The sequence below is a fragment of the Bradyrhizobium sp. SYSU BS000235 genome, assembly GCF_049747295.1.
GTDB lineage: Bacteria > Pseudomonadota > Alphaproteobacteria > Rhizobiales > Xanthobacteraceae > Afipia.
In genome coordinates this window covers 1719198-1743591 of the sequence record NZ_JBMHJM010000001.1, presented here as the reverse complement: position 1 = coordinate 1743591, position 24394 = coordinate 1719198, and the positions used below count along the sequence as shown (strand labels likewise).

The window sequence follows — 24394 nt, the reverse complement described above, 5'->3', positions numbered from 1 at the left end:
TGTCAGCCGTGAAGCCGGGCGACAAACGTCCGGCGTATTGGGAGAACCTGCGTCATTTACGGAGACTTCCGTTCGTTAGTCAATTCGCTGCCAAAACCGTGCAAAGTCAAAAGCACTGCGCGCCATTCGGAAAACAGTGGATATGGACATCACGCAGTCGAGCATTGTACGCGAATCATTCACGCCGAATTTACGATGGGTATGTATTTAAAATGAATCGATCTTCGGGGAGTAGAATTTAAGTGCCGCAGGATTTGGAAAATAATGGCGCCGTCGCTATCTCATCTAGCGCAAAGAAATTATCCCGGCGCGAACTGCTCGATGGCAGCATAGGGATCGGTGCATTTTTGCTGACTGCGGGGGCGGCCAAGGGCCAAGGCCACATGCACGCCCACATGCACGGCAAGAGCGCCATGTCCGGAGCGATGTCCGCGGACATGTCTCCCACGATGGGCATGGTGCCGGAGCCGCCGGTGCCCGCGATGGATCAGCCGCTGATCGAGCCGGAGGTGCGCCGATCCGTGAACGGTGTGCTCGATACCACTCTGCGCGTGTCTTACGCTTACCGGCAAATTGGCGGCGTCAGGCTTTATGTGCGGTCTTATGAAGGCGGCAGTCCGGGGCCGACCTTGCGCATGAAGGCCGGCGAAACGTTGCGCATCAAACTCATCAACGATCTGCCGCCGAACCGGGACATCCTGCCCGCCGATATTGGCCATCCGCATCAGTTCAACAACACCAATTTCCATTTTCATGGTGCGCATGCGAGCCCGAGCGGCATCGCCGACAACGTTATGCGCTCGATGACCCCCGGCCACAGCTACAACATCGAGATCAAGCTGCCGGAGGATCACACCAAGGGCACTTATTGGTATCACCCGCACCATCACGGCAGCGCCGATATTCAGATGTCCAGCGGCATGGTGGGCGCCGTCATCGTCGAGGGCGATTTCGCCGAGGTGCCGGAAATCGCCAGTGTCCGCGAACGCCTGTTGGTGCTCACGCAGGTCGTCTTTGACGCAAGCGGTATGGTCGAGAATTTCGAGACGCTGTTTCCGGAGACGGCGACGCGGTTTCTGGCGATCAACGGCCAACGCCGGCCCGTCATCGACATGCGCCCCGGCGAGGTACAGCGCTGGCGGATTCTCAATGCGGCGTATCAGGACGATATGCTGCTCGATCTGGAGAAGCATAACCTGCACGCCATCGCCTATGACGGAATTCAGCTTGGAGCCGTGCAGTCTCTCAAGCAGCTTCTGATCGCGCCGGGACAGCGCGCCGATTTGTTGGTGCGTGCGGGGTCTCCCGGCAGCTACGCGTTGAAGGCGGTGGACTACGATCAGGGGCATCCGTCGCCGGTCGGCCCGCTCGCGACGGTGGTCGTGTCGGGCGCGCCGGTGGACATGAAGCTGCCGGCCGCGTTGCCCCCGCCGCCGCTGGCGAGGATCAAGGATTCCGAAATCACCAATCGTCGGACGGTGATTCTCTCGGCGACCGCACCCGAGGCGGATGCTGCCGGCCATTGGCAGGAATTCGGCTTCTTCATCGACGGCAAGAAATTCGATCCGAACCGCATCGATCAACGGGTCAAGCTCGGGGCGGTCGAAGAGTGGACGATCATCAACACCCATGAGCATGACGATCACGTCTTCCATATCCACACCAACCCGTTCGAGGTCGTGTCGGTCAACGGCAAGACGCTGGCCGTGCCGGAATGGCGCGATTCCGTGATTGTCGATCGCAAGGGTGGCAAGGTCGTATTCCGCTCACGCTTTCTGGATTTCACCGGAATCTTCATGCTCCATTGCCACATGATGAATCATGAAGAGATGGGCATGATGCAGACGGTCGAAGTCTACAAAGCGTAGGCGAATACGATCATGAATTTGAACACGATAACCGAAGTCAAACGCCCGGCGTCGTTCGGCGATCTCAGAGAGTGGCGTGACGGTTATTCATGGCTGGCCGGCGGCACCTGGCTGTTCTCCGAGCCTCAGGTGGCTGTCGATACGCTGATCGATCTCGATAGCTTGGGCTGGACTCCGTTGACAGTGACGGAAGCGGGCCTCGACATCGCCGCAACCTGCCGGATCGTCGAGTTGCATGACTTCAAAGGTCCGTCCGAATGGCACGCCGTGCCGCTGTTCAGACAATGCATCGATGCGTTTCTGATGTCGTTCAAGATCTGGAATGCTGCGACCGTCGGCGGCAATATCTGCATGTCGCTACCTGCCGGAGCGATGATCTCGCTGACCGCGGCGCTTGAGGGCGTCTGCACGCTATGGGCGCATGACGGCGAACCGCGGCAGGTGCCCGTCGTCGATTTCGTAACCGGCAATCATCAGAACGTGCTGCAGAAAGGCGAGTTGCTGCGCAATATTCATCTGCCCGCGGCGGCTTTGTCCAAACGCAGCGCGATGCGGCAGGTGTCCCTCACCAAACTCGGCCGCTCGGCAGCGCTCATCGTCGCCACGGTGCGCGACGACGGCTCGGATTTCCTGCTGACCGTCTCGGCGGCAACCCCGCGGCCGGTGCAGCTTCGCTTCACGGCTTATCCATCGTCTGACGAGCTGCGCCGCGCCCTCGATGCGCGATTGGCGCCGGAAGCATATTTCGACGACGTGCACGGATCGGCGGCCTACAAGCGCCACGTGACGCATTATCTCGCCGAACAAATTCGCGCGGAGCTTGCATGAGCCATTATCACGTCAATGGCCGCCGCTACGCCGCCGAACCGGCCCCCGGCCAGTGCCTGCGTACGTTCTTGCGCGATCTCGACGTGTTCGGCGTCAAGAAGGGATGCGATGCCGGTGATTGCGGCGCTTGCACCGTGCATATCGACGGCAAGCCCTTCCATTCGTGTCTGGTGCCGGCCTTTCGTGCTGAAGGCCGCGAGATCACCACGATCGAGGGGCTGGCGCCGAACGGCGAGCTGCATCCGATGCAGAAGGCGTTTCACGATGCGCAGGCTTTTCAATGCGGGTATTGCACCGCCGGCATGATCATGACGGCGGTGACGCTGACTGACGCGCAAAAGGCCGATCTGCCTCACACGCTGAAGGGCAATCTCTGCCGCTGCACCGGCTATCGCTCGATCAATGACGCGCTTCATGGCCGATGCAACATCGAGGCGGACGAAGCCGGCAAGGCACTCGGCGCGAGCCTGCCCAATCCGTTCACCGACACCATCGTGACAGGCCACGCGCGCTACACGATGGATCTGGCGATCGAGGGACTTCTGCATCTGAAGGTTATGCGTTCTCCGCATGCCCATGCGCGCATTGTCTCCGTCGATCGAAGCGCCGCGCTTGCGGTGCCGGGCGTTATCGCGGTCTATACCTGGGAAGACGTGCCGAAGCGTCTTTTCAGTTCGGCGCTGCATGAGGATCATCTCGTCGATCCCGACGACATGCTGTTGCTCGACAATGTTGCGCGTTTCGTCGGCCAGCGGATCGCGGCCGTTGTCGCGGAGACGGAGGCGGCGGCCGAAGCCGGTTGCCGTGCGCTGCGCGTTGAATACGAGATCCTGCCCGCCGTGTTCGATCCGGTCTCGGCGATGCAACCCAACGCGCCGCTGCTGCATGACAAGGACGGGATGACCGCCAGCAACAACATATTCTGCACGCTGCAGGGGGAAATCGGCGACGTCGCCAAGGGCTTCAAGGAAGCCCACGCCGTGCACGAGCAGACCTATTCGACCACGCGCGTGCAGCACGTGCATCTGGAGACGCATGGGTCGATCGCCTGGAAGGGTGATGATAACCGCTGGCATATCCGAACGAGTTCGCAGGCCCCCTTCGCCGCGCTTCAAAAGCTCGCTTACATCATGGGAATTCCGCCGCGCGACCTGCATGTGTTCACCGAGCGCGTCGGTGGCGGTTTCGGCGGCAAGCAGGAGATGGTTTCGGAAGATCTTGTGCTGTTCGCCACGATGAAACTGGGACGTCCGGTGAAGTGGGAATGGAGCCGCGAGGAAGAATTTATCAGCGCCACGACTCGGCACCAGATGACCACCAAGGTGAAGATCGGCGCGCGCAAGGATGGCACGCTGACAGCGCTCGACGTGGAGGTGTTCTCCAACACCGGCGCCTATGGCGGCCACGGCAGCGAAACGCTGGCGGCCGCGATGGCCAGCCCGATCGCGGCTTATCGCTGCGAGAACAAGAAGGGTATCGGCCACGCGGTCTACACCAACATGACCCCAGCCGGCGGGTTTCGCGGTTATGGCGCTTCGCAGACGACCTTCGCGATCGAATGCGCGATCGACGAGGTGGCAAGGCTGCTCGACATCGACCCGTTCGAGATGCGGCGCAGGAATGTGGTGCGGCCGGGCGACAATATTGAATCGATCTGGAAAGAGCCCAACGACGCCAGCTTTGGCAGCTACGGCATCGACGAATGCCTCGATATCGTCGAACGAGAGCTCAAGAAGGGCAATGGCGTCGCAAAGCCGGAAGGCGCGGAATGGGCCGAGGGGCAGGGCGTCGCAATGGCGATGCTCGAATGCGGACCGCCGACCGAGCATCGCTCGGGCGCCGAAATGCGCCTGCTGCCGGACGGCACCTATCATCTCGCCTGCGGCTCGACCGAAATGGGCAACGGCATTACCACGGCGCACAAGCAGATCGCCGCGTCGATCCTGGGCACGCGCGCCGACGACATCGACATCATCAATGCCGATACCGATCGCGCGCCCTACGACACCGGCACTTTCGCGAGCACCGGCGTTGTCGTCGGAGGCAAGGCGGTTCATGTGACGGCGCAGGCGATGGCGGACGATATCATCGGCTTTGCAAGCCGCCACGCCGGCGTGCCCGTCGATCAATGCCGATTGGATAACGACGCCGTCATCTGCGGTAATCGACGGATTTCGCTGCGTGAACTCTATGCCGAAGGCGCGAAGACCGGCCATCGCTTCTCGGTCAGCCGTCGGGCCTATCTCTCGCCGCGCACGATTGCCTTCAACGTGCAAGGCGTGCGGCTTGCGGCGCATCGGGTGACTGGCGAAATCCGGGTGCTGCACAGCGTGCACGCGGCCGATATCGGCCGGCCGATCAACCCGATGCAGTGTCGCGGCCAGCTCGATGGCGCGGTTTCGATGGGTTATGGCTGGGCGCTGGTCGAACACATGGTGCATAACGACGAAGGCCACATGGTCAATCCGCAGCTGCGCAACTGCCGCATTCCGACCTTCGCCGACACGCCGCATACCGACATTTTCTTTGCCGATACGACTGACTCGATCGGGCCTCTGGGCGCGAAGTCGCAAGGTGAGTGCGGCATCAATCCGGTGGCACCGGCTGTCTCGAATGCGCTGGCCAATGCGACCGGCGTGCGTTTTGCCCATCTGCCGTTTACGCCCGATCGTCTTTTCACGAAACTCGCAGCCGCCAAATGAGCGAAGCGGCGGCCAGCGTCAGTATTGTCACGCAGACATGCGTCCGGCCGGAGTGTGCCGACGCTTTCGCGCGATGGCAGGGCGAAACCAGCCGCGTGATCTCGCGCTTTCCGGGGTTCATCGAGCAGCGGCTGATGCCGCCGCAGCCGCCGCTGCAGGTCGATTGGGTGATCCTGCAGCGTTTCGGCAGCCTGCAGGACGCGACGCGGTGGCTGGGATCGCCCGAGCGGCAATCCCGCATCGAAGGCGTCGCGTCCATGCTCGTAGGGCGCGATGACGTGCATATCGTGCGCGACGATGCCGGTGGCGTGCGTACGGCGCCCGTCTCCGCGGTCATCAGCACCAGGGTGAAACCCGGTCTGGAGGCCGAGTATCTCAAATGGGAGCAGAAGATCGCGGCCGCGCAATCGAAGGCAGCTGGTTTGCAGGGCTATCGGTTCGAGCCGGCGGTGCCCGGTTTGCAGGACGATTTTGTCGCGATCTTGCGTTTTGACAGCGAGGCCAATCTGAAGGCCTGGCTGGACTCGCCAGAGCGACGTCAATTGCTCGACGAAGCCGCGCCGCTGGCGGAAGAGTTTCACACGCGCACGGCACAAAGCGGTTTCGAGCAATGGTTTCGCGACACCACGCCGCTGGGTGCGCCGCCACCCGCAGCGTGGAAGATGAACATGATCGTGCTTCTGACGCTCTATCCGGTCGTGTTTCTGTGGGGCCTGTGGGTCAGCACGCCGCTTCTGACAGGATTATTGCACCTGAATTTTCCGGTTGCGCTGTTCATCGGCAATGCGTTCAGCGTCATCCTGACGTCGTATCTGGTGCCGTGGACCGCCAAGCGGCTCGACTGGTGGCTCACGCCGCCGAAGGCCGGACGAACTCTCGTTGACCTCAAGGGCACCTGTTTGCTGATTGCGGCCTACGCAATCATGGTCGTGCTGTTCTGGAAGGTTTTATAGCGGTCGTACGGTCAGTTGTGATCGACCATGATTCCCAATAACTGCTTCCGAGGCTGGCCAGGTGATTGCGACCGCCGATCGGCGGCTGACCCGCCGGGAGCGGGATTCCGGAATCTTGAAAGTGTCTAACCGGTGGAGAACACGAGATAGCCGCTAAAAACGGCTTTCGCGAGAGTCGCGTTGATCGCTGTCGCGTTGGCAGCGATCTCAACGCATTACGTTTGTAACGAAACTCCTCGCTGGTGAAATATAGCCGTTACATAGCGTCCTCATCCTCGACATAGCCCTAAGGTGGACAGACGGATTCCGTGAGTAGGCTTGCTCGCGCCCCTAACTCGTCACGAGTTACCGCAGTCCTTATGCCGGCGGCCGAAGTCATAGGACTGGGAACTGGGATTTGACCCTTTTATCGCGGCTGCTTGTGTTGGTGTTTGTCGCTCTACTGCCAGCGATCGCGATCCAAGCTTACAATGAATTCGACCTGCGCCGCTCGCGTCAGATTGAAGTGCAAAACCACGCGATCAATCTTGCCGACCTTGCAGCGGAGGAGCAACGGCAGATTGTCCAGGGAATTCATCAAGTCCTGATCGTGTTATCAGAACTTCCGTCGATAAAGGCGAGGGATGGGCAGGCCTGCAATGCCTACCTGGGAGCAGTGAAGCAACGCTTTCCCGCATTTCTCACCCTTGTCGTGACGGATTTGAAGGGCCAGACCTTCTGCGATCCCTACAACAAGCCGGTCAACGTCTCCGCGCGGGCATATTTTGCCAGCATCCTCAAGACGGGGGATTTCACGGTGGGCGAATTTTCGTACGGTCTGCAATCCGGCCGAAGAGCGATACAGTTTGCGTTACCATTCTACGGTGACGACAGCAAAATGGGCGGCATCATCATCGGGACGATCGGTCTCGACTGGCTCGCCGATTACATCGCCAAGAAAGGCGTGCCGGCGGGAGCCGCGATTGCGATCATGGACCGTAATGGCACTTTCCTCGCCCGCTATCCGGACAACGCTCAGTTTGTCGGGCGAAAGGCCCCTGAAAAGAGTTTCTCGCCTGGCCATCGGCGCGCTGAGGATATTATCGACGTCGATGGCGTGCGGCGGATTGTCGGCTATTCGGCTCTGGGAGACGAATACGGAGGGCTTGTCATCAGCTTCGGTCTCGACAAGGTGCAGACCTTTGCTGAGATTCAACGCCGTACTCAGCGTGGCATTTTCTTGATTTGCCTGAGCACCTCGCTAACGCTGGGGCTGATATCACTCGGCGCGAGGCGGTTTATTCATCATCCGCTTGGGCAGCTGGTCGATGCTGCGAACCGATGGCGGATCGGCGAATTTTTCCGCCGTGTAGATATCCGGGGGAAATCCGAAATCGCGGGAGTCGCCGAAGCTTTCAACACGATGGCAGACGCGTTGGAACATCGCGAGCAAGAGTTGTCCGAAGCGAAGGAGAGAGCTGAAGAAGCCGCAGCCCGTATTACCATGATCTTTGAGAGTACCACTGACAGTGTGGTCATTGTCGATCCGAACTGGCGGATCAGCTACCTCAATGGGTCAGCTTGGACACTCATCGAAAATCGCAATCTCATCGGCATGACATTGTTGGAGGTTATGCCAGATGTCGCCGAGACTGAAATCATGAGCCAGCTTCGAGACGCAATCTCGGAGCAACGCCCGGCTTTCGTCGAAGTGTTCTGCACTCGCCGAAATGTCTGGTATGCGGTCAACGCGTTCCCGTCTTGCGAGGGCATCGCGATTTTCCTCCGAGACATAACCGAGCACAAGAATGCCGTCGAGGCAAAGCGCGTCATCGAGGCGCAGTTCCACCATAGCCAGAGAATGGAATCGGTCGGCCAGCTCACCGGTGGCGTTGCGCACGACTTCAACAACCTGCTTATGGTCGTTTCCGCAAATCTCGAGCTGATCGAAGACGCCACGGATATCAGTAAGATCCGGCAATACGGCACCACGGCGCGACGGGCGATTGACCGGGGGACAAAGCTGACGTCGCAACTCCTTGCGTTTTCGCGGCAGCAAGTCCTGAACCCGAAAGTGGTCGACGCGAACCAGCTCATTTGTGCATTTCTCGCACTCATTCATCAGGCTGTCGCAGCGCGATGCGAGGTCATGCTGCAGACCGATGATCAGTTGTGGCTGTGCTGTGTCGACCCGGCGTTGCTGGAGACAGCTCTTCTCAATCTGGCTCTGAATGCGCGCGACGCCATGCAGGACGGCGGGGTGCTCAAGATCCAAACGAGGAACGCAGTATTGGATGAGAAATCTGCGGTAGCCGGATGTCTGCCCGGATCGTACGTCCAGATATCCGTCGCGGACACCGGCTGCGGGATGACTCCAGAGGTACGGGATCGCGTGTTTGAGCCGTTCTTTACGACGAAGGAGGTCGGGAAAGGTACGGGGCTCGGTCTGAGCATGGTTTATGGGTTTGTCCGGCAATCAGGTGGACACATTGACATCAACAGTGTCCTCGATGTGGGAACGACCATCGATTTGTATCTGCCGAAGGGGACGCAAACGCCCGATGCCGAAGCAAATCAGACCCAACCCATGGCTGTACCGGCAGGGTCGGAGCGAATTCTATTGGTTGACGACAATGAGGATCTTCTGGACGTCACGTCGACCATGCTCACCGGCTTGGGTTATCAGGTTTCATCCGCCCGGAATGGCGCGGAAGCGCTTGAAATACTTCACAGCGGTCAGGAATTTGAGCTCCTGCTGAGCGATATCGTCATGCCGAACGGGATAAGCGGTGTTGAGCTGGCCCGCGAAGCCAGGTTGCTACGCGAAGATATCAAGATCTTACTCACCTCAGGCTACGCAGAGGACGTGCTCGAACGACACAACGCGGTAGGAGAGTTTTCAATTATTGATAAGCCCTTCCGCTTGGCGGACTTGGCTCGGCGCCTGCGTTCGGTCCTGCAGGATACATAATCCTCACTACGTCACTGAGGGTTGCGACCGGGGTCGCCTGCAACGACGTTCCGAATGATGCCGCTCGTTCGAGCAGCTTGCTCTGAATCCCATAACGCGTGGCGAACTTCGGAAAACCCTGCCTGATCCAGGGCGCGTTCAATCGCTCATGACCGAACACCCCCGTTATCTCGCGTCACGAGGGAAAATCTGATTTGCAAGCAGCATTTTTATGAGGAGGGGTGTGCGCGATACGCGAATTGTTCACTCAATAAACTCGACATAGCATTCGAAGCTCGGTCGGCATTATTCGCGATGATGCGGCAACCGACGGGAACGGCGCATGGAATAAATAAAGCGCCGTCAACCGCTGAGGAAACGCGGGAATTTGAAATAGGGTGTGCAAGAAAATGAATCGACTAAAACTTGCGGCATGTCTTTTTGTCGTCTTTTCCGGATGGTCCACGCCGCTTCTTGCACAGCAGCAAGTTATTGGCGCTCCTCCGGAAGCCAAGAATATGAAGCTTGTGGGGATGAATGATCTGCAGGCGCGCGCCGGCTATCAGCCGACGATACATCATCAAGGCAACCGCTGGATTGCCTATATTGGTCATCACGGCGGTACGGATGATGTCCCGGATCCCATCAACCCGCAAACCGGCAAGGCCGAGCCGAACGGCACCTCCATTGTCGATGTGACCGACCCCGCTCATCCCAAATATCTGCGCCACATCCCCGGACAAGAGGGAAAGTATGAGAGCGGCGGTGCGCAGATGGTCCGCGTGTGTGACGGGAAGACGCTGCCGAAGGGGGATCCCTCAGCGGTCTATATGCTGCGCACGTTCGGCAGCGAGGCGCATGAAATCTGGAATGTCGCCGACCCGGCAAATCCGGTTCTGGTGACGCGGATTGGCGGATTGAAGGACACGCACAAGAGCTGGTGGGAATGCGACACGGGCATCGCCTTTTTGGTGTCCGGCGCGCCGGACTGGCGAACGAAGCGCATGACGCAGGTTTACGATCTCAGCGACCCCGCTCATCCAGTGAAAATTCGCGATTTCGGTTTGCCCGGTCAGGAGCCGGGGTCGACCGGTGCTGTTCCAACGGAAGTTCACGGACCGATCTCGCTCGGCCCCAAGGCCAATCGCATTTATTTTGGCTACGGCACGAACAAAGGTGGCTTCCTGCAGATCGTCGATCGCGACAAGCTCATCAATGGGCCGAAGGAGCCGACGCCGGAGAATCTGCGGTACCCCGAAATATCGCGCATGCCCATGTCGGCCTTCAACGGCGCCCATACGACGTTTCCGATGAAGGATATGCCGATCGCGGAGTTCGCCAAGGATAAGGACGGCAAGACCCGTGACATCGTCATGATCGTCGATGAAGCCATTCTCAATGAATGCGGTGAGCCACGGCAGATGGTGTGGTTTGCCGATGTCACCGTCGAAAGCCGGCCGATGATGATCTCGAGCTACACGGTACCTGAGGCCAGCGGATCGTTTTGCGAACGAGGGGGACGATTTGGTTCGCACTCGTCAAACGAAAGCATGGATCCGGTGTTCTACAAAAAGATGGCTTTCATTGCCTTCTTCAACGCGGGCGTCCGGGCTCTCGATATCCGCGATCCTTATCACCCCAAGGAAGTTGGATACTTCATTCCGTCGATTACCGCTGCGACGGATAAGCGTTGTGTCACCATCGATGGCAAGGAACGCTGCCGCGTGGCGATCCAAACCAACAATGTGGAGACCGATGACCGCGGCTATATCTATATCGTCGACCGCGCCAACACGGGTCTGCACATTCTCGAATTGACCGGCGAAGCGCGTGACGTCGCGGGGCTCAAATAGTGACGAAGTGAGGTTGGCGATGGTGCGAAAGACGACGATGATCGGGGCCGGGATGCTCGTGCTCATCGCGTCTTCCGTCATCGCCATCGCAGCCTATGTCGGGGCTTCCGAGCGCGGCCAAGCCTGGCAAAGCATCGCTTGGCCGTTTCCGCGGGATGGCTGGCCGCCTGGCCATGCTTACCGTTGCCAGGCGGCAACCTGCGGCAGCGAGATGGAGCTCTACGTTCGACCGAAGATCGGGTTTTGCAATTGCGACACCGGTGTTGCGGACGACGACGAGGTTGATCGGGTGGCGGATCTTGACATGATTACCCCGCGCTTTCGGCCGCTGCAGCCGGGCCAGGTGGTGCAGATCGCCGGCATGACGGGCCGAACAAGAAACTACAGCCTCAACATGAGCGACGGATCGACGCGGCAAGCCGTGGGGATGGCGGTGTCCCATCGCTGCGATCTGATGGTTGCAGTGGTGCAAGGCAAGGCGAGCACGGCGGACCTCCAGCAAAGAGCGCTGGCCTTGCTGTCGTCGCACGATGAAGCCGGCTGGATCAAATCGGCGATGCAGAGCGAGTAGATCGCGCATTGCCAGATTTTGAGAGTCCTATTTACCTGAGGCTTGATCAGCCAAACCTCTCGACGAGGAAATCGATGAAGAGCCGGACCTTCACAGCCAGATGCTGCGTGGGCGGATAAATCGCATAGAGCGCGAGTTCAGGCGGATGATAGTCGGCGAGACACGTTTGCAGCCGTTCGTCACGCAATGCATCTGATGCGATGAACACCGGTAGGACGGCGATGCCGCGGCCATTGATGGCGGCATCGCGCAGAACTTCGGCGTTGTTGACGCACAACGTCCATCGCGGCTGAATCCAGTGGTCGCCGTCGTGCCCCGTCAGTTTCCATTGGTTGCCGGTGGAGAGGAAACCGTAGGTGAGGCAGTTATGATCGCGCAGGTCACTCGGATGTTTCGGTGTGCCATGGCGCGCGAAATAATCCGGGGACGCACAGACCACCCGATCAACCGGCATGATCTTGCGCGCAATCAGGCTGGAGGATTCAAGATCGGCAATGCGGAGCGTCACGTCGAGACCCTCTTGGATTGGATCCACCTGGGCATCGCTCAGCACAAGCTGAATGCGAAGTTCGGGATAGCGCTCCATGAACTCGGCAATCGCCGGTCCAAGCTGCAATGTGCCGAACGACATCGGCGCGTTGACGCGCAACAGGCCGCGCGGCGTTGCCTGCAGATGTGTGACGGCTTGATCTGCGGCGTCGAGTTCGCTCAGCACACCAATGGCGCGTTCGAAATAGACCTGGCCGTTTTCTGTCGGGCTGACCTGCCGCGTCGTCCGATTCAGCAGCTGAACGCCGAGTTCGTTTTCGAGATCATTGATGTATTTGCTGATCGCGGAGCGGGAGAGACGTAGCGCCCGGCCGGCCTCCGAAAAGCTGCCGAGTTCGACGACCTTGGTGAACGCGCGAAGGCTAGCAAGCTTGTCCATGGGCGGGCTACTATTGTTTCCAAATCATAGACAGTAATGCTTTGATTTGCCTAATTGTCCATAGAATGAAGATGCCCAATATTCCCCTCAACAACGGGCGATGAGCCCCGAAATGAGGAGAGAAGATCATGTCCGGCATCCATCATGTCACCGCGATCGCTGGTAACGCATTGCGGAATTTCGACTTTTATACGCGTGCCTTGGGACTGCGCTTCGTCAAGAAGACGGTCAATTTCGACGATCCAGGCACCTATCACTTCTATTACGGCAACGAGACCGGGCAGCCGGGCTCGATACTCACGTTCTTTCCATGGGAGAACGCCGCAGCCGGCCGTGGCGGCGTTGGCCAGGCCCAGCAGACGTCTTTCCGTGTACCGGCAAGATCGTTGGGCTACTGGACACACCGCTTCATCGAGAAGGGCATTGCGCACCAGGCGTTGGAGAAGCGCTTCGGCGAAGCGGTGCTTCCGTTCACCGATCCGGACGGGATGAGCCTTGCACTGGTCGGCGTACAGGGCGCAGAGAACGAACCAGGCTGGAGCAACGGTGATGTCCCGGCGGAGCACGCGATCCGTGGTTTTCATGGCGTCACGCTGCTGCTCGACGATGCGACGAAGACCGGCGCAATTTTGACCGACGTGTTCGGCTTCAAGGAAAGCGCGCGTGAAGGCTCCGTGGTCCGTTACACGGCAGGCGCGGAGCTTGGACACATCGTCGATATCTATGAAGCTAAGGGCTTTTTGCCGGGAAGGCAGGGGCGTGGTTCGGTGCATCACATCGCTTTCCGTGCGGCAGACGATGCCGAGGAAGCTGCGATGGCGCGAAAGCTTGTCATGGGTCACGGCATGCATCCGACCGAGCAGAAGGACCGCAACTACTTCCGCTCGATCTATTTCCGCGAACCGGGCGGTGTCCTGTTCGAGATCGCGACGGACATTCCCGGCTTCGCTGTTGATGAACCAGTGGAATCGCTGGGCAAGGAATTGAAGTTACCGTCTTTCCTCGAGCCGCATCGCAAGGACATTGAGAACGTGTTGCCTGCGCTGGAAGGAGTTACGCGATGACGCAAAGCCAATCTTTCATCCATCGCTTCGAGCCGGCCACCCGGCTCGAAGCCCCGCCGCTTCTGCTGCTGCACGGGACCGGAGGCGACGAGAATGATTTATTGCCCTTGGGCCGTGCGGTCTCGCCGGGCTCAGCCTTGTTGTCGGTTCGCGGCCAGGTGCTCGAACACGGCATGCCCCGCTTCTTTCGCCGTCTGGCGGAAGGCGTTTTCGATGAAGAGGATGTCGTGCGGCGTGCGCACGAGTTGGCCGATTTCGTTGAGGATGCCCGCGAGCGGTATGGTATCGCCGCGCCAATTGCGTTGGGTTATTCCAACGGCGCGAATATCGCGGCCGCGACGCTTTTGCTTCGGCCAAGTGTTCTCGCCGGAGGTTTGCTGGTTCGTGCGATGGTGCCGTTGTCGCGGCCGCCAAAAGCCGATCTCGCGGGAAAGTCTGTGCTGATTTTGTCGGGCTTGCGAGATCCGATCATTCCTTCTGAAAATGGTGAATCGCTGGCCGCGATGCTGCGCGATGCCGGAGCAGACGTCGATCGCCGAGTTGTGCCAGTCGGGCATGAACTTTCGCAGGCAGATCTTTTGCTTGCGCAGCAGTGGATCGCGGCGAGGCGCGTCTCTGCGACGCACGATGTTTGATGGATGCTAAAAAGCAAACGCAGAATCGCGATCGGCATTGGTGAACAGCAATTAGAACCCGCCAGTCGAACATGACTGGCGGGCTTCGCGCGTTTACGATTATGGTTTCCAAGCGAGCAGATTGCGTTTTGGTGTTTTGTATTTGCTTTAATTTTTATCCGTGAGCAGCGATGTGACTCCGTCAGCTTTGCTGTCATATCCGTACACGCGGACGTGCGCTTTCCAATATTAAACAAAGCAATTAAGCTGTTTGCCAGTTCATTAAATACGAGAGCATTGCGGGCACATTTAATATCAAACGCATATTGAGGGGGTTCACATGAAGGAGATAGCAAAGTCGACTCCCAAAAGAGCAATTACACTTGGCGGGGGTGGTCCCGCCGCCGGATTGCACATCGGAGCTTTAAGAGCCCTTCATTCCGCCGGCATAAAATTTAACGTGTGGTCGCTGTCATGTATCGGTGCATGGGTCGGGATTGTTTACAACCAGTGCGACGACGGCAGGGAAGTCGAGCAAACGTACCAGTTCTTCCGCGATAAAGTATTTCGCGACGATGAGAGCTATGAACGCTTTCCCATCAATTCGGTGTTCGGCTCGGACTGGTTCGGTAATTCGCGCGCGATCATGGACTTCGCCTTCAATCCTGAGAGCTACAAGCATCTCTGGCAACCGCACAAAATGGTCGATGCTTTCAATGAGACGATGTCTCTCATGTACGATCATTCTCCCATGCGCAGAAATTACCAGAAATGGGACCGAGGGGACATCAATGGATGGCTTCTCAACCAGGTGTTGGCGCCAAATCCGGCGGTTCGCTATCTGACGTCGCTGATGTATCTGTCCAACATCACTGGCTTGTCGAGGATCAACTATCCGGACAGCGAATTCATGAAGCGCATCAAGTTCGACAGGCTCTTTGAAAAAGGGAAGCCGTGGATATTCCACAACGCGTGGAATCTGGATGCACAGGAGCTCGCGTTCTTCTCCAACTACCCAATGAAAGACAAAGGGTACAAAGGCGATATCGAGGCGTCGACGCTTTGCGCATGCTCGGCGCTCCCGTTTGTCGAGGAGACCGTCAAGATCGACGGGGCCACATATTGCGAGGGTGCGCTGGTGGACACGGTTAATTTCAGGAGCTTGCTTGAGGAGCATCCTGATCTGGATGAAATATGGATCAGCCGAATTGTTGATGCCAAGCAAATCCGTAAGCCTGACAATCTGCATGATGCCCTCGCAAATCTATGTCAGCTCTTTGCGGCGACCGTAGGCGAAGACGACGTCAAGCTCTTCAAGTATCACCTTCGTTATCCCGAGGCAGGGCAGAAGCCCTGGAAGGGCACCGTCGTCGAAATTCAGGTGCCGAGCACGATCGATTTCAAATGGAATCACAGCAATCTCGACAAAGGACAAAGATTAGGACGAGCTGCCGCGGAGAAAGCCATCGAGGCTTACCGGGCTGCAGGCGACAATGGGACTGGAGAAGTCCGCTTCATCAATGAGCTGAATCCCAAGCCCGGTCCGCAGCATGGAGGCCACAAGCATGGAGGTCACAAGGCCGCAGCCGAATAGAGATCATCTGCCCTGCGTGCGCAGTTATTGCAGTTGATCGAGCAGTGCCTTCGCCTCCATGAGGTCGCGTGTGTTAGATCCCTCTGTAAGGGAAACATAGATCGGTTCAAGCAGGCCGCGCGCTTCCAGTCGCTTGCCTTGGCTGACCCACAATGCTGCAAGGCTGTTTGCGGCGCGAAGTTCAAGTGCCTTCGCTTTCTGACCTTTTGCCAAGGCCAATGCCTGCTCGAGCAGTGACTGCACCTCGGGATCGGTGCCTGGTGTCCCACAGATAAGCAGCGCATTCGCCTTCAACCGATACAGTTCGGCCTCGAATATCCGTTCCGAATTATGGTTCGCCATCGTCAGTCCCTGCTCGATCAGGTCCAACGCGGCGTCCCGTTTGCTGTTTGCCAAGAGGGCCGGACACAGCAATACATACAGTGCTGTAATGCCGAGCTGATATCCGGCGCTGCGATACTCATCGAGCGCCATGTGCACTTCTTCGAGTGCGGCCGCGGATGGGGACAGCAGGTCACTGCATATGCCCCGCACCGCGTGTGCCAGCCCGCGCCATTGCCGGAAGCCGTGCTCGTCCGAAAGCAGAAGGCAGCGCTCCGCATAGCTTTGCGCGTGCGCGAACTCTCCACGCAAGGCATGAAGAACCGAGGCGTAGTAGCAGGCATAGGCTTGCGAATGCGGATGATCGATATCGTCGGCGCGCTGGATGGCGGCGGCAGCTTGAGCGATTGCGGTATCGGCATCGCCGAGCAGCCAGAGAGCCCATGACATCAGAGCCATGTCTGCCACGCCGGCGTCCTGACCGGCCGCACGGGCCGCCAATCGCTCCTCTTCGCTGCTGATGTTGAAGGCTTCGATGGCTCGCTCAAGCACATCTCGCGCGCCGGTCAATTGTCCCATGAAAAGCCTGATCATGGCTTGCCCGCGCATGGCGTTGAGCAGGGCCGCCCGATCGCCGCGCGCCTGCGCAAGATTCAGCAACACCGCGATTGTTTCCTGCGCAGTCGGCAGTTCGCCGCGAATGACGCTTGCGGTGGTCAGCCAGAACATAACCTGGAGATGTTCGGGCGGATCTCCGAGGCGCTCGCATAATTCACGGGCGCGGGCAAACGTCGCGATTGCATTGTTCGACGCCGGACCCTGGGTCGCGATGAGGCAGGGTCCCAAAGCAAACTGAAAATCGAGCTCTCGCCGATCCTTTTCCGCACCGTCGGGCAAATAAGCCAGTGTCTCTATGCCACGTTGCGCGTGTGCGATCGCCTCGAGGTTCGCAGAGCGCATGGCCGCCTTCTTGCTGGCCTCGAGCCAATAGCCCTCCGCCTTTTCAATCAGGCCCGCCTCTGTGAGGTGATGCGCGAGAGTTTCGGGTTGCGCCTCGACGATCTCCGGAAAGCGTTGTTCGAATGCGTCCGCAATCGTGGCATGAAGCGCTGCGCGGCGGCTTTTCAGCAGACCTGAATAGGCAGCATCGCGAACCAGCGCGTGCTTGAAAATGTAAACCGCGTCCGGGTTTTCGCCCCGGCAGAACATCAATTCGGATTGAACCAATTGGGCAAGTGCTTCGTCGAGTTTCTCTCGGGGCAGTCCGGCAACGGTGCTCAGCAACTCGTAGGAAAATTGGCGGCCGACGACGGCGCCGATCTGTGCCACTTCCCTCACGGGGGCCAGCCGATCAAGCCGGGCAATCAGCGATGCGTGTAGTGTGGTTGGAATCGACAAGGCGGGTAGCGGGCGCTTGAGCGTGTAACGTCCATCCTGCTCGTCCAGCAGTCCCGTTTCGAGCACCGTCTTGGTCAGTTCTTCAACGAAGAGAGGCACGCCGTCGGTGCGGGCGAGTATCTCGTTCATCACCTCTTCGGGAAGCGCCTTGCCGGCCGTGACACGGTCGATCAACGTCGCTCCGTCGCGCCGGCTCAGCCGCGTGAGGGAGACAGTTGTCACATGCGCGTGGCCGGGCCAAGGCGGCGTAAACTCCGGCCGCGCCGTGATGAGAAGCAGGACGCGCAGTTGCGGCACACGATCCAGGATCGCCGTCAACAATTCCCGAGAGGTCGGGTCCGCCCAATGGACGTCTTCGAAGATGAGGAATACGGGCCTGCGCGCCGAGAGGCCTTCGAGCAATGCCAAAAGCACAGTCAAGGTCAACTCTCGACGTTTCTGCGGAGGCATCTCCGCGAGATGGTACGGATCGTCGGCGGGTAACGAGAGCAGGTTGGCCACCAGCCGCACCGTATGGCCTGCTTGAGGGCCGGAGAGTGCGAGCAAAGTCTCGAGCTTGGCGAGTTTTTCTGATGGCGTATCGCTTCGCTCGAATCTGGCGGCGCGTTCGAGTTGGCCGATGAAGGGATACAGCGCACTGTTGGTGTGGTGTGCGGAGCAGAAGAAGCGCAGCGTATAATGTGGCTCGACCTGGACTCGCTCCTGAAGTGCCAGAGCAATGTGCGATTTTCCGATGCCCGGTTCTCCCGTCAGCACCGCAACGCAGCCCTGGCCGCGGGTCGCAGCACGCCAACGGCGCGACAGCAACTCGAGTTCTTCGTTGCGCCCGATGAGAGGGGTCAGTCTGCTCTTGTGCTGCGCTTCAAACCGGCTCACCACGCCGGTGGTTCGCAAGACCTGCCATGCCGAGATCGGCTCCGTCCAACCCTTCAATGTGATCGGACCGAGATGCCGGTACTCAAAATGTCCATCGGTGAGACGGTGGGTGCTCTCTGAAATGACCACTGTGGCCGGCTCGGCAAGCATCTGCAGGCGCGCAGCCAGATTCGGCGTTTCACCGATCACTGCTTGCTCCTTGGCCGCGCCCTCGCCAATCAAATCGCCGACGACCACGGTGCCGGTGGCGATGCCGACGCGCACCTGCAACGTTTCGCCGATGTCGGTCGGAAGGCTGGCCACAGCTTCAACGAGCGCAAGCCCCGTGCGCGTTGCTTGTTCCGCATCATCTTCGTGCGCAACCGGATAGCCGAAAGACGCAAGCACGCCGTCGCCGAGATATTTAACAATGACACCGTCATTCTTGCCGATGACTTTCGCGATGCAGTCATGATAGGCGGCAATAACGGCCCTCAAATCCTCAGGATCAAGGCGGACTGACAGCGCCGACGAGCCTACCAGATCGCAAAACATCAAGGTGAGCTGACGCCTTTCCGCGGCATCGCGCGGCATTAGCCTGGTTCTGGTCTGGGGCGTTACGAGGATACCGGCTTTGAGCTCTGAAATCGCACGCAACATCTTGCGGCGATGCCCAAGCAGGACACCGAGGTCCTTGAGGTCCTGTTCTGTCAGATCGCGGACGACCGATAGGTCAATCGCATTCTCGCCGAAACGCTGGGCGTACTCTCCCAACCCGATCGATGCTAGCCACTCCGCAATACCTGTCATGGTGGCGCCCACGGTTCCGTGGGATCATAGCATGTCAATGGAACATGCAAAGCTGCTTTCAAAGCTCCGCTATATCGCCTTCGGTCTTCACTCCAATCCGATGAAAAGGCGATCAGCCCCTCTCAAAGCGTTGTCGCCAATTCCTTGTATCAACGATCCGGAAACGTCCGGTGGTTGTAACCGGCAATCCCCGCGGCGACACCGGCAATGCCCAAAGTGCGGGGATTGGGTCGGGGCTTATCAGTTTGTTTTGACGATCTTGTACGTCCCCTTTTTGTGGCCCACGACTTGAGTGATGCCCTCGTAGTTGGACTTAAGGGGAGTGACGCTGATGACGAGCGAAGCTTGAAGATTTTCGAACTTACCCGTTCCTCCAACGACGTTGCAGTTGTTGGGCGCGCCAGGAAGGAAATTGCACTGCTCGAAGATCTGGTCGCCATCCTTGTCGACGTAATTGCAGAATCCGTGAAGCTCCACAGTCTTGGCCGATGAATCCGCGAGACGGCTGAACAGGCATCGTCCGCCCATGTTGTGAAGGATCGGATTTCCTGCGTCGTTCGATGCGGTCATCGCCTGATTGATCACCATGAACTCTTTCCCGTTTCCGATCGGCATCGGCTTGACAGGTGAAGTTTGCGTGGCCGTGAATGTCACCGAGACAGGACCTTCCGGCGGGATGCTCTGCGCTTGGGCGTTGCCGGCAGCGAGGGCGACGGTAACGGAAGACAATACGAAGAGTGCATGTGTCATTGCCATGGTTCTCTCCTTCAGTTTGGAAAATGAGATGCGATCGAGCACGCTATGGTTCTCAGAGCGTCGGCCCGATCTTGATTTGTATTTCCGCACTATGAGCGAAGAGGTCGTTGATGCGAGCGTCTCCGCATCCTGTCGTGTACCCATGAGAATCGGCACCGTTTCAATAGAGCGGGTTATAAATGCCATTCCTTCAAAGGCTGGCTTTCAGCGCACCCACGCATAGCGACGCGCTTCGGTTCGGACGATGCGTTGGCGGTCGTCAGAGTAGCACCAGGTGACCACTGCCACTAGGCAAAGCAACGATACTCTTTGGAGGTAAGCGCGCGGATGACGCGGCAGCAAACATCAAAAATGTCACGGGCACTGTCCGGTTAGGTTGCCCGTTCTTGTTGCGCGCGGGTACGGACGTCGCTGGGCGTAGCGCCAAATCGTCGCCGGAACGAATGGTTGAAATGGGAGAGGTCGCCGAATCCGCATTCGAGTGCGATCGCGCTGACGTTCCGGTCAATAAGTTGAGGGTTGCTGAGCATGCGATACGCGCGTCTCAGCCGTTGCTCGCGGATGAAATCGGAAAAGCTTGTCTGCTCATCGTTGAACAATGTCCGAATGTATCTTGGAGATATATTGTGCCGAACAGCGATCGCATCGAGTGAGAGTTCGGGATTTCCAATATTGGCGATGATGTCGGCCTTCAGCGCCTGAAGGCGCGCGGCACGCAATCCTCCGACTTTTGCAGCCTCCGTGGCATCCCGCGTCGCGCCGAGGGCAAGGGCGGCCAGATCCTGAATATGCGTCGCACTGACGGCGAGCAGGTCCGGCGTCATCGGGGCTGTTTGTTTCTGCAGAATGTCGACGTAGCTGACCAGTAGCCGCAAAGCATCGGACGATGCCGGCACGAGCCGCATCACAGCGCTGTCGAGATCGGCGACGACCGCAGAGAGGCTACGCCTTGTCAATGAGATGGTGACGAGGTCCATCGCGGTGGGGTTGCGCGAGACGCCGGTCGACGCATTCGACCACAGATAGGCGCCTCCGTTATCCAGGTAGACTTCGCGATTGCCCTGTGTCGCGAACATCTGGCCTTTCCTGATGATGCTCAGGATCAGATTGTCGTCGCCATCGGCCACGAGAGGCTTGGTTCTACGCACGACAGCCGCAGATGCAGAGGAGCTCCTGACCATGACATCCGGCAAGACGCGGACGAGGGATTCACTGCGAAATGGGCCCTCACCAAGAGGCTCCAGGTCCACCTTGACCACGGAACGCGCGAAGACCTCCCGCCAAATGGTAATCCGGTCGCGGGCGGGAAGGTCGTCGGTTGAAAATTTGAGGACAGCGGTTTTCCCGGTTGGGGGCGCCACGCGGACTTCCTATCGAGCAACAACTGCCACAGTATGTGGAGGGTAGGTCTTCTTGTCTTGGTCTGTAAGGAAGTCGACCTAGGGCTGTGCGGAAATGAGGGCGCAATAGCATTTGTTACAAGCCCTGCTACCGCGGAGGAGACCAGAGGAGGAGAATTGCGAGGTCGGTGTCACGGCGTAGATTTCGGTGATGTCGGACCGCCTCACACGGGTGTTGCAAAAATTTTTAACCTTGCTGCTCACGGCTTTGTTTCGAAACTGACGGAGCTAGAAATGAATACGTACAAGAGAAAGTGGCATTCATTTTACACGGGACATCTTGAAGAGTCCGTGCATGCGGTCTTTGGCTACGTTGAGAGGATTATTGTTGGGACGCTCGTGGTATCGGCAGGTACGCACATCTCCACGAACGAACCGGCGATCATGTTATTTGGATATTTGCGGCATGGCCTTGTCGGGCGCGGCATCGAATTATTCGGTATCGTCCTTCTTGCCTTGAATTTTCTTGATGGTTTGTACCGTCTCTCTAAATCGGAATGGCACACGGTTCTGCAGATCGTCATGGCAGTCTGCTACGTTGCGCTCTCCGTACGCCTTGTGCAGCTGATTCTCGCCTTTCGCGGCGAATAGGAATGATACACACACAAAAACATCACCGCTTCGAGAAATGCCTCGAAGCGGCATACATCATCTGGTGTGGGTTGATGTCGCGCCTTGCGTCTACCAGCACCTGCGAACGTACACACAGCCGTTCGGGCCGCATGTGCGGACGCGGCGGCAGCCACTAAGGTGTGCCTCGATAGACGCTGCGGCGGACAACAACAATTTGTTCGACCAGCGAACCTGCTGCTGCCGCATGTGCGATGGTGGTGCCGCCAGGCGCTGTGGCATCAGCGCCCGTCGCCGAACCAATGAGGATCATGCTTGTCTCCCAAGCGTTCGCTTTCTTGCGCTGATGCGCATTTCCAAGCGTATGAAAGGAGTGAAGATTCAACGAGACTGGCGTAGTCCCATCAGCGCGCTCTGGCAGCCCGGGGAAAGCGACGCTGCGTTTGCGCGCAGGCATTGGGCAACTCGGCCTCCACCCAACGGAATGTTGCTGCAGTAGGTGCGATAGTCTCCGCCGCAGGAGAGGCGGACAAGCCTGAGTTCCTGGCGCGGCGTAAGCGCGGGTGGAGGCGCTATGGCTGCTGCGCCGACCGTTGCTTGAGGAGCTGTTCCAGCCGGAGGTGGAGCGGCGGCGGCAGGTGCTGCGCCGGTCGCTGCTTGTGCCGGCGGCGCCGCTGTCGAAGGAGTCGCTGCGGAAGATTTGGGAGCTGCTGCCGGTGCCGCTGATGACTTCCCGACCGCATTCACAGCCTTTTGACAGTCCGGTGACAGGCTGGCCATGTTCTTCTGCAGGCACATGAACGACGGCTTGCCGCCAGGCGGAACGCTTGCGCAATGGGCCTCGTAGTCGGAACGGCAGGCTGAGCGAATGGCATCGCGTTGCGCTGTCGTTGGCTGCTGCGCCGCAGCGGGGGCAATCAGAAGGGCTAGACCTGTCGCAATTAAAGCAAATAGCGCCGCCAGGCGGCATCCAATAACTTTTGGCATTTCGATCTCCAGTGCTTTGCCTTGTAGAAGACGTGTCAGCAGCGAATGAAATCAAGCAGCGACCAGCAGAGACCTTGAAACGAAAGAAAGACTGCACGCTTTTGGATTTTCCGGCAAGAAGAATATGCTATCGTCCTACCATTAGTGCGAGCCTGCTTGCCGAAGACACGTCGACAGGGAGGAATGGGAATGAAGTTTCGTCATTCGCTGCTCGACATATTGATGAGGGGCCATACACGAATTGCGAAGGCCCGCGAGCAACGCGTATTACTTTTGTTAGCAGCTGTTTCTCTGCTCACGGCATGTGAGCAAAACACGTTCGTTCAGCCGCCTCCGCCTGTCGTGGATGTGGCTCCCCCGCTTCAGAAAACGATTACGCGCTATCTGGATGCAACGGGAAATACAGCGCCGATCAAAAGCGTCGACCTTGTCGCGCGTGTACAGGGCGTGTTGCAGGCGATCAATTACAAAGACGGATCCTTCGTCAAGGAAGGCACCACGCTCTTCACCATCGAGCCTGAGACATACAAGCTGAAGCTTGATCAGGCGCAGGCTGCAGAAGTTGGCGCACAGGCTTCGCTGAAGCAGTCCGAGGCGGAATTCAAGCGCCAGCAGGAATTGGTCGCCAAGCAATTTGCAACGCAATCCTACTTCGAACAGGCGACGTCCGCGCGCGACAATGCCCAGGCCAGTCTGCAGCAGGCCCAGGCCAATACCAAGATCGCCGCCGTCAATTACGGTTATACCAACGTCGTCGCGCCCTTCGATGGCATCGTGACTGCGCACCTTGTCTCCGTCGGTGAGTTGGTCGGCGTCGCATCGCCGACGCAGCTCGCAACGATCGTCCAGCTTGACCCGATCTATGTGAACTTCAACGTGGGTGAGCAGGACGTTCTTCGCATTCGCGCCGAAGCCATGATGAAAGGGCTCACCTCGGCCGATCTGCTTAATATACCCGTTGAGGTCGGCTTGCAGACGGAGACCGGTTTTCCTCACAGGGGAAAGCTCGACTACGCGGCGCCGACGGTCAATCAGTCGACGGGAACGCTCGCCGTTCGTGGCGTTCTTCCAAACGCCAACCGCGCGCTATTGCCGGGCTATTTTGTGCGCGTTCGCGTTCCCGTTGAAGAATCAGTCAAGGCACTGCTGGTGCCCGACGTCGCGTTGGGCAGCGATCAGGGCGGACAATATGTGCTGGTCGTCAACAGCGATAATGTTGTCGAGCAACGTAAAGTCGAAATCGGTCCGGTGGAGGGCTCTCTGCGGGTGATCGAAAAAGGGCTTGGCCCGGAGGACCGCGTTGTGATCGCGGGCGTCCTGCGGGCCATCCCGGGTCAGAAAGTTAATCCGAAGATACAGACGATTGAACAGCCACGCGCGTCAGCCAATTAGG

Annotated in this window: 18 protein-coding genes; 12 read left to right on the top strand and 6 right to left on the bottom strand. The window is 58.6% G+C overall.

Annotation, left to right across the window (positions count from 1 at the left end; genetic code table 11):
• Positions 1-242 precede the first annotated feature (242 nt).
• From ACP0KA_RS08100 to ACP0KA_RS08070, 7 genes are all read left to right on the top strand, one after another.
• A complete protein-coding gene (locus ACP0KA_RS08100; RefSeq protein WP_424628312.1) occupies positions 243-1868 on the top strand; it encodes a multicopper oxidase family protein in 1626 nt (541 codons plus the stop codon).
• Between the two features lie 12 nt (positions 1869-1880).
• A complete protein-coding gene (locus ACP0KA_RS08095) occupies positions 1881-2696 on the top strand; it encodes an FAD binding domain-containing protein (protein WP_424628311.1) in 816 nt (271 codons plus the stop codon).
• A complete protein-coding gene (locus tag ACP0KA_RS08090; RefSeq protein ID WP_424628310.1) occupies positions 2693-5398 on the top strand; it encodes a molybdopterin-dependent oxidoreductase in 2706 nt (901 codons plus the stop codon). The genes ACP0KA_RS08095 and ACP0KA_RS08090 overlap by 4 nt, the downstream gene beginning before the upstream one ends.
• The gene (locus ACP0KA_RS08085; RefSeq protein WP_424628309.1) at positions 5395-6351 is read left to right on the top strand and encodes an antibiotic biosynthesis monooxygenase; all 957 of its coding nucleotides are present in this window, start codon (positions 5395-5397) and stop codon (positions 6349-6351) included. The genes ACP0KA_RS08090 and ACP0KA_RS08085 overlap by 4 nt, the downstream gene beginning before the upstream one ends.
• Before the next feature lie 397 nt (positions 6352-6748).
• A complete protein-coding gene (locus ACP0KA_RS08080) occupies positions 6749-9301 on the top strand; it encodes an ATP-binding protein (protein ID WP_424628308.1) in 2553 nt (850 codons plus the stop codon).
• Positions 9302-9690: 389 nt separating this feature from the next.
• Positions 9691-11133, top strand: a complete 1443-nt coding sequence (locus ACP0KA_RS08075) for an LVIVD repeat-containing protein (RefSeq protein ID WP_424628307.1) — start codon at positions 9691-9693, stop codon at positions 11131-11133.
• Positions 11134-11152: 19 nt separating this feature from the next.
• Positions 11153-11704 carry a hypothetical protein gene (locus ACP0KA_RS08070; protein ID WP_424628306.1) on the top strand — a complete coding sequence of 184 codons (552 nt, stop codon included), beginning with the start codon at positions 11153-11155 and terminating at the stop codon, positions 11702-11704.
• A gap of 46 nt (positions 11705-11750) precedes the next feature.
• On the opposite strand, the gene ACP0KA_RS08065 is transcribed toward ACP0KA_RS08070, so the two are convergent.
• Positions 11751-12632: a LysR substrate-binding domain-containing protein gene (locus tag ACP0KA_RS08065; RefSeq protein WP_424628305.1), complete on the bottom strand. Its 882-nt coding sequence runs from the start codon at positions 12630-12632 to the stop codon at positions 11751-11753.
• A 128-nt stretch (positions 12633-12760) separates the two neighbouring features.
• Here ACP0KA_RS08065 and ACP0KA_RS08060 point away from each other — a divergent pair, with 128 nt between their 5' ends.
• The 3 genes from ACP0KA_RS08060 to ACP0KA_RS08050 all read left to right on the top strand — a co-directional run bounded on the left by ACP0KA_RS08060 (position 12761) and on the right by ACP0KA_RS08050 (position 15904).
• Complete coding sequence (locus ACP0KA_RS08060; protein WP_424628304.1) at positions 12761-13696, top strand: ring-cleaving dioxygenase; 936 nt, start codon at positions 12761-12763, stop codon at positions 13694-13696.
• The gene (locus ACP0KA_RS08055) at positions 13693-14331 is read left to right on the top strand and encodes an alpha/beta hydrolase (RefSeq protein ID WP_424628303.1); all 639 of its coding nucleotides are present in this window, start codon (positions 13693-13695) and stop codon (positions 14329-14331) included. Before ACP0KA_RS08060 ends, ACP0KA_RS08055 begins: the two co-directional genes overlap by 4 nt.
• Before the next feature lie 319 nt (positions 14332-14650).
• Positions 14651-15904: a patatin-like phospholipase family protein gene (locus ACP0KA_RS08050; RefSeq protein ID WP_424628302.1), complete on the top strand. Its 1254-nt coding sequence runs from the start codon at positions 14651-14653 to the stop codon at positions 15902-15904.
• Positions 15905-15928: 24 nt separating this feature from the next.
• Here the strand turns inward: ACP0KA_RS08050 and ACP0KA_RS08045 are convergent, their stop codons facing one another.
• The 3 genes from ACP0KA_RS08045 to ACP0KA_RS08035 all read right to left on the bottom strand — a co-directional run bounded on the left by ACP0KA_RS08045 (position 15929) and on the right by ACP0KA_RS08035 (position 21405).
• Positions 15929-19288, bottom strand: a complete 3360-nt coding sequence (locus ACP0KA_RS08045; RefSeq protein WP_424628301.1) for an adenylate/guanylate cyclase domain-containing protein — start codon at positions 19286-19288, stop codon at positions 15929-15931.
• 240 nt (positions 19289-19528) lie between these two features.
• Positions 19529-20044, bottom strand: a complete 516-nt coding sequence (locus tag ACP0KA_RS08040) for a hypothetical protein (RefSeq protein ID WP_424628300.1) — start codon at positions 20042-20044, stop codon at positions 19529-19531.
• A 371-nt stretch (positions 20045-20415) separates the two neighbouring features.
• Positions 20416-21405, bottom strand: a complete 990-nt coding sequence (locus ACP0KA_RS08035; RefSeq protein WP_424628299.1) for an AraC family transcriptional regulator — start codon at positions 21403-21405, stop codon at positions 20416-20418.
• A 273-nt stretch (positions 21406-21678) separates the two neighbouring features.
• Here ACP0KA_RS08035 and ACP0KA_RS08030 point away from each other — a divergent pair, with 273 nt between their 5' ends.
• A complete protein-coding gene (locus ACP0KA_RS08030; RefSeq protein ID WP_424628298.1) occupies positions 21679-22035 on the top strand; it encodes a hypothetical protein in 357 nt (118 codons plus the stop codon).
• Positions 22036-22189: 154 nt separating this feature from the next.
• On the opposite strand, the gene ACP0KA_RS08025 is transcribed toward ACP0KA_RS08030, so the two are convergent.
• Complete coding sequence (locus ACP0KA_RS08025) at positions 22190-22327, bottom strand: hypothetical protein (protein WP_424628297.1); 138 nt, start codon at positions 22325-22327, stop codon at positions 22190-22192.
• A gap of 68 nt (positions 22328-22395) precedes the next feature.
• Positions 22396-23001 carry a hypothetical protein gene (locus ACP0KA_RS08020; protein WP_424628296.1) on the bottom strand — a complete coding sequence of 202 codons (606 nt, stop codon included), beginning with the start codon at positions 22999-23001 and terminating at the stop codon, positions 22396-22398.
• Between the two features lie 222 nt (positions 23002-23223).
• Here ACP0KA_RS08020 and ACP0KA_RS08015 point away from each other — a divergent pair, with 222 nt between their 5' ends.
• Positions 23224-24393 (top strand): efflux RND transporter periplasmic adaptor subunit, encoded by a 1170-nt coding sequence (locus tag ACP0KA_RS08015; RefSeq protein ID WP_424631513.1) that lies wholly within the window; start codon positions 23224-23226, stop codon positions 24391-24393.
• Position 24394: the final 1 nt, after the last annotated feature.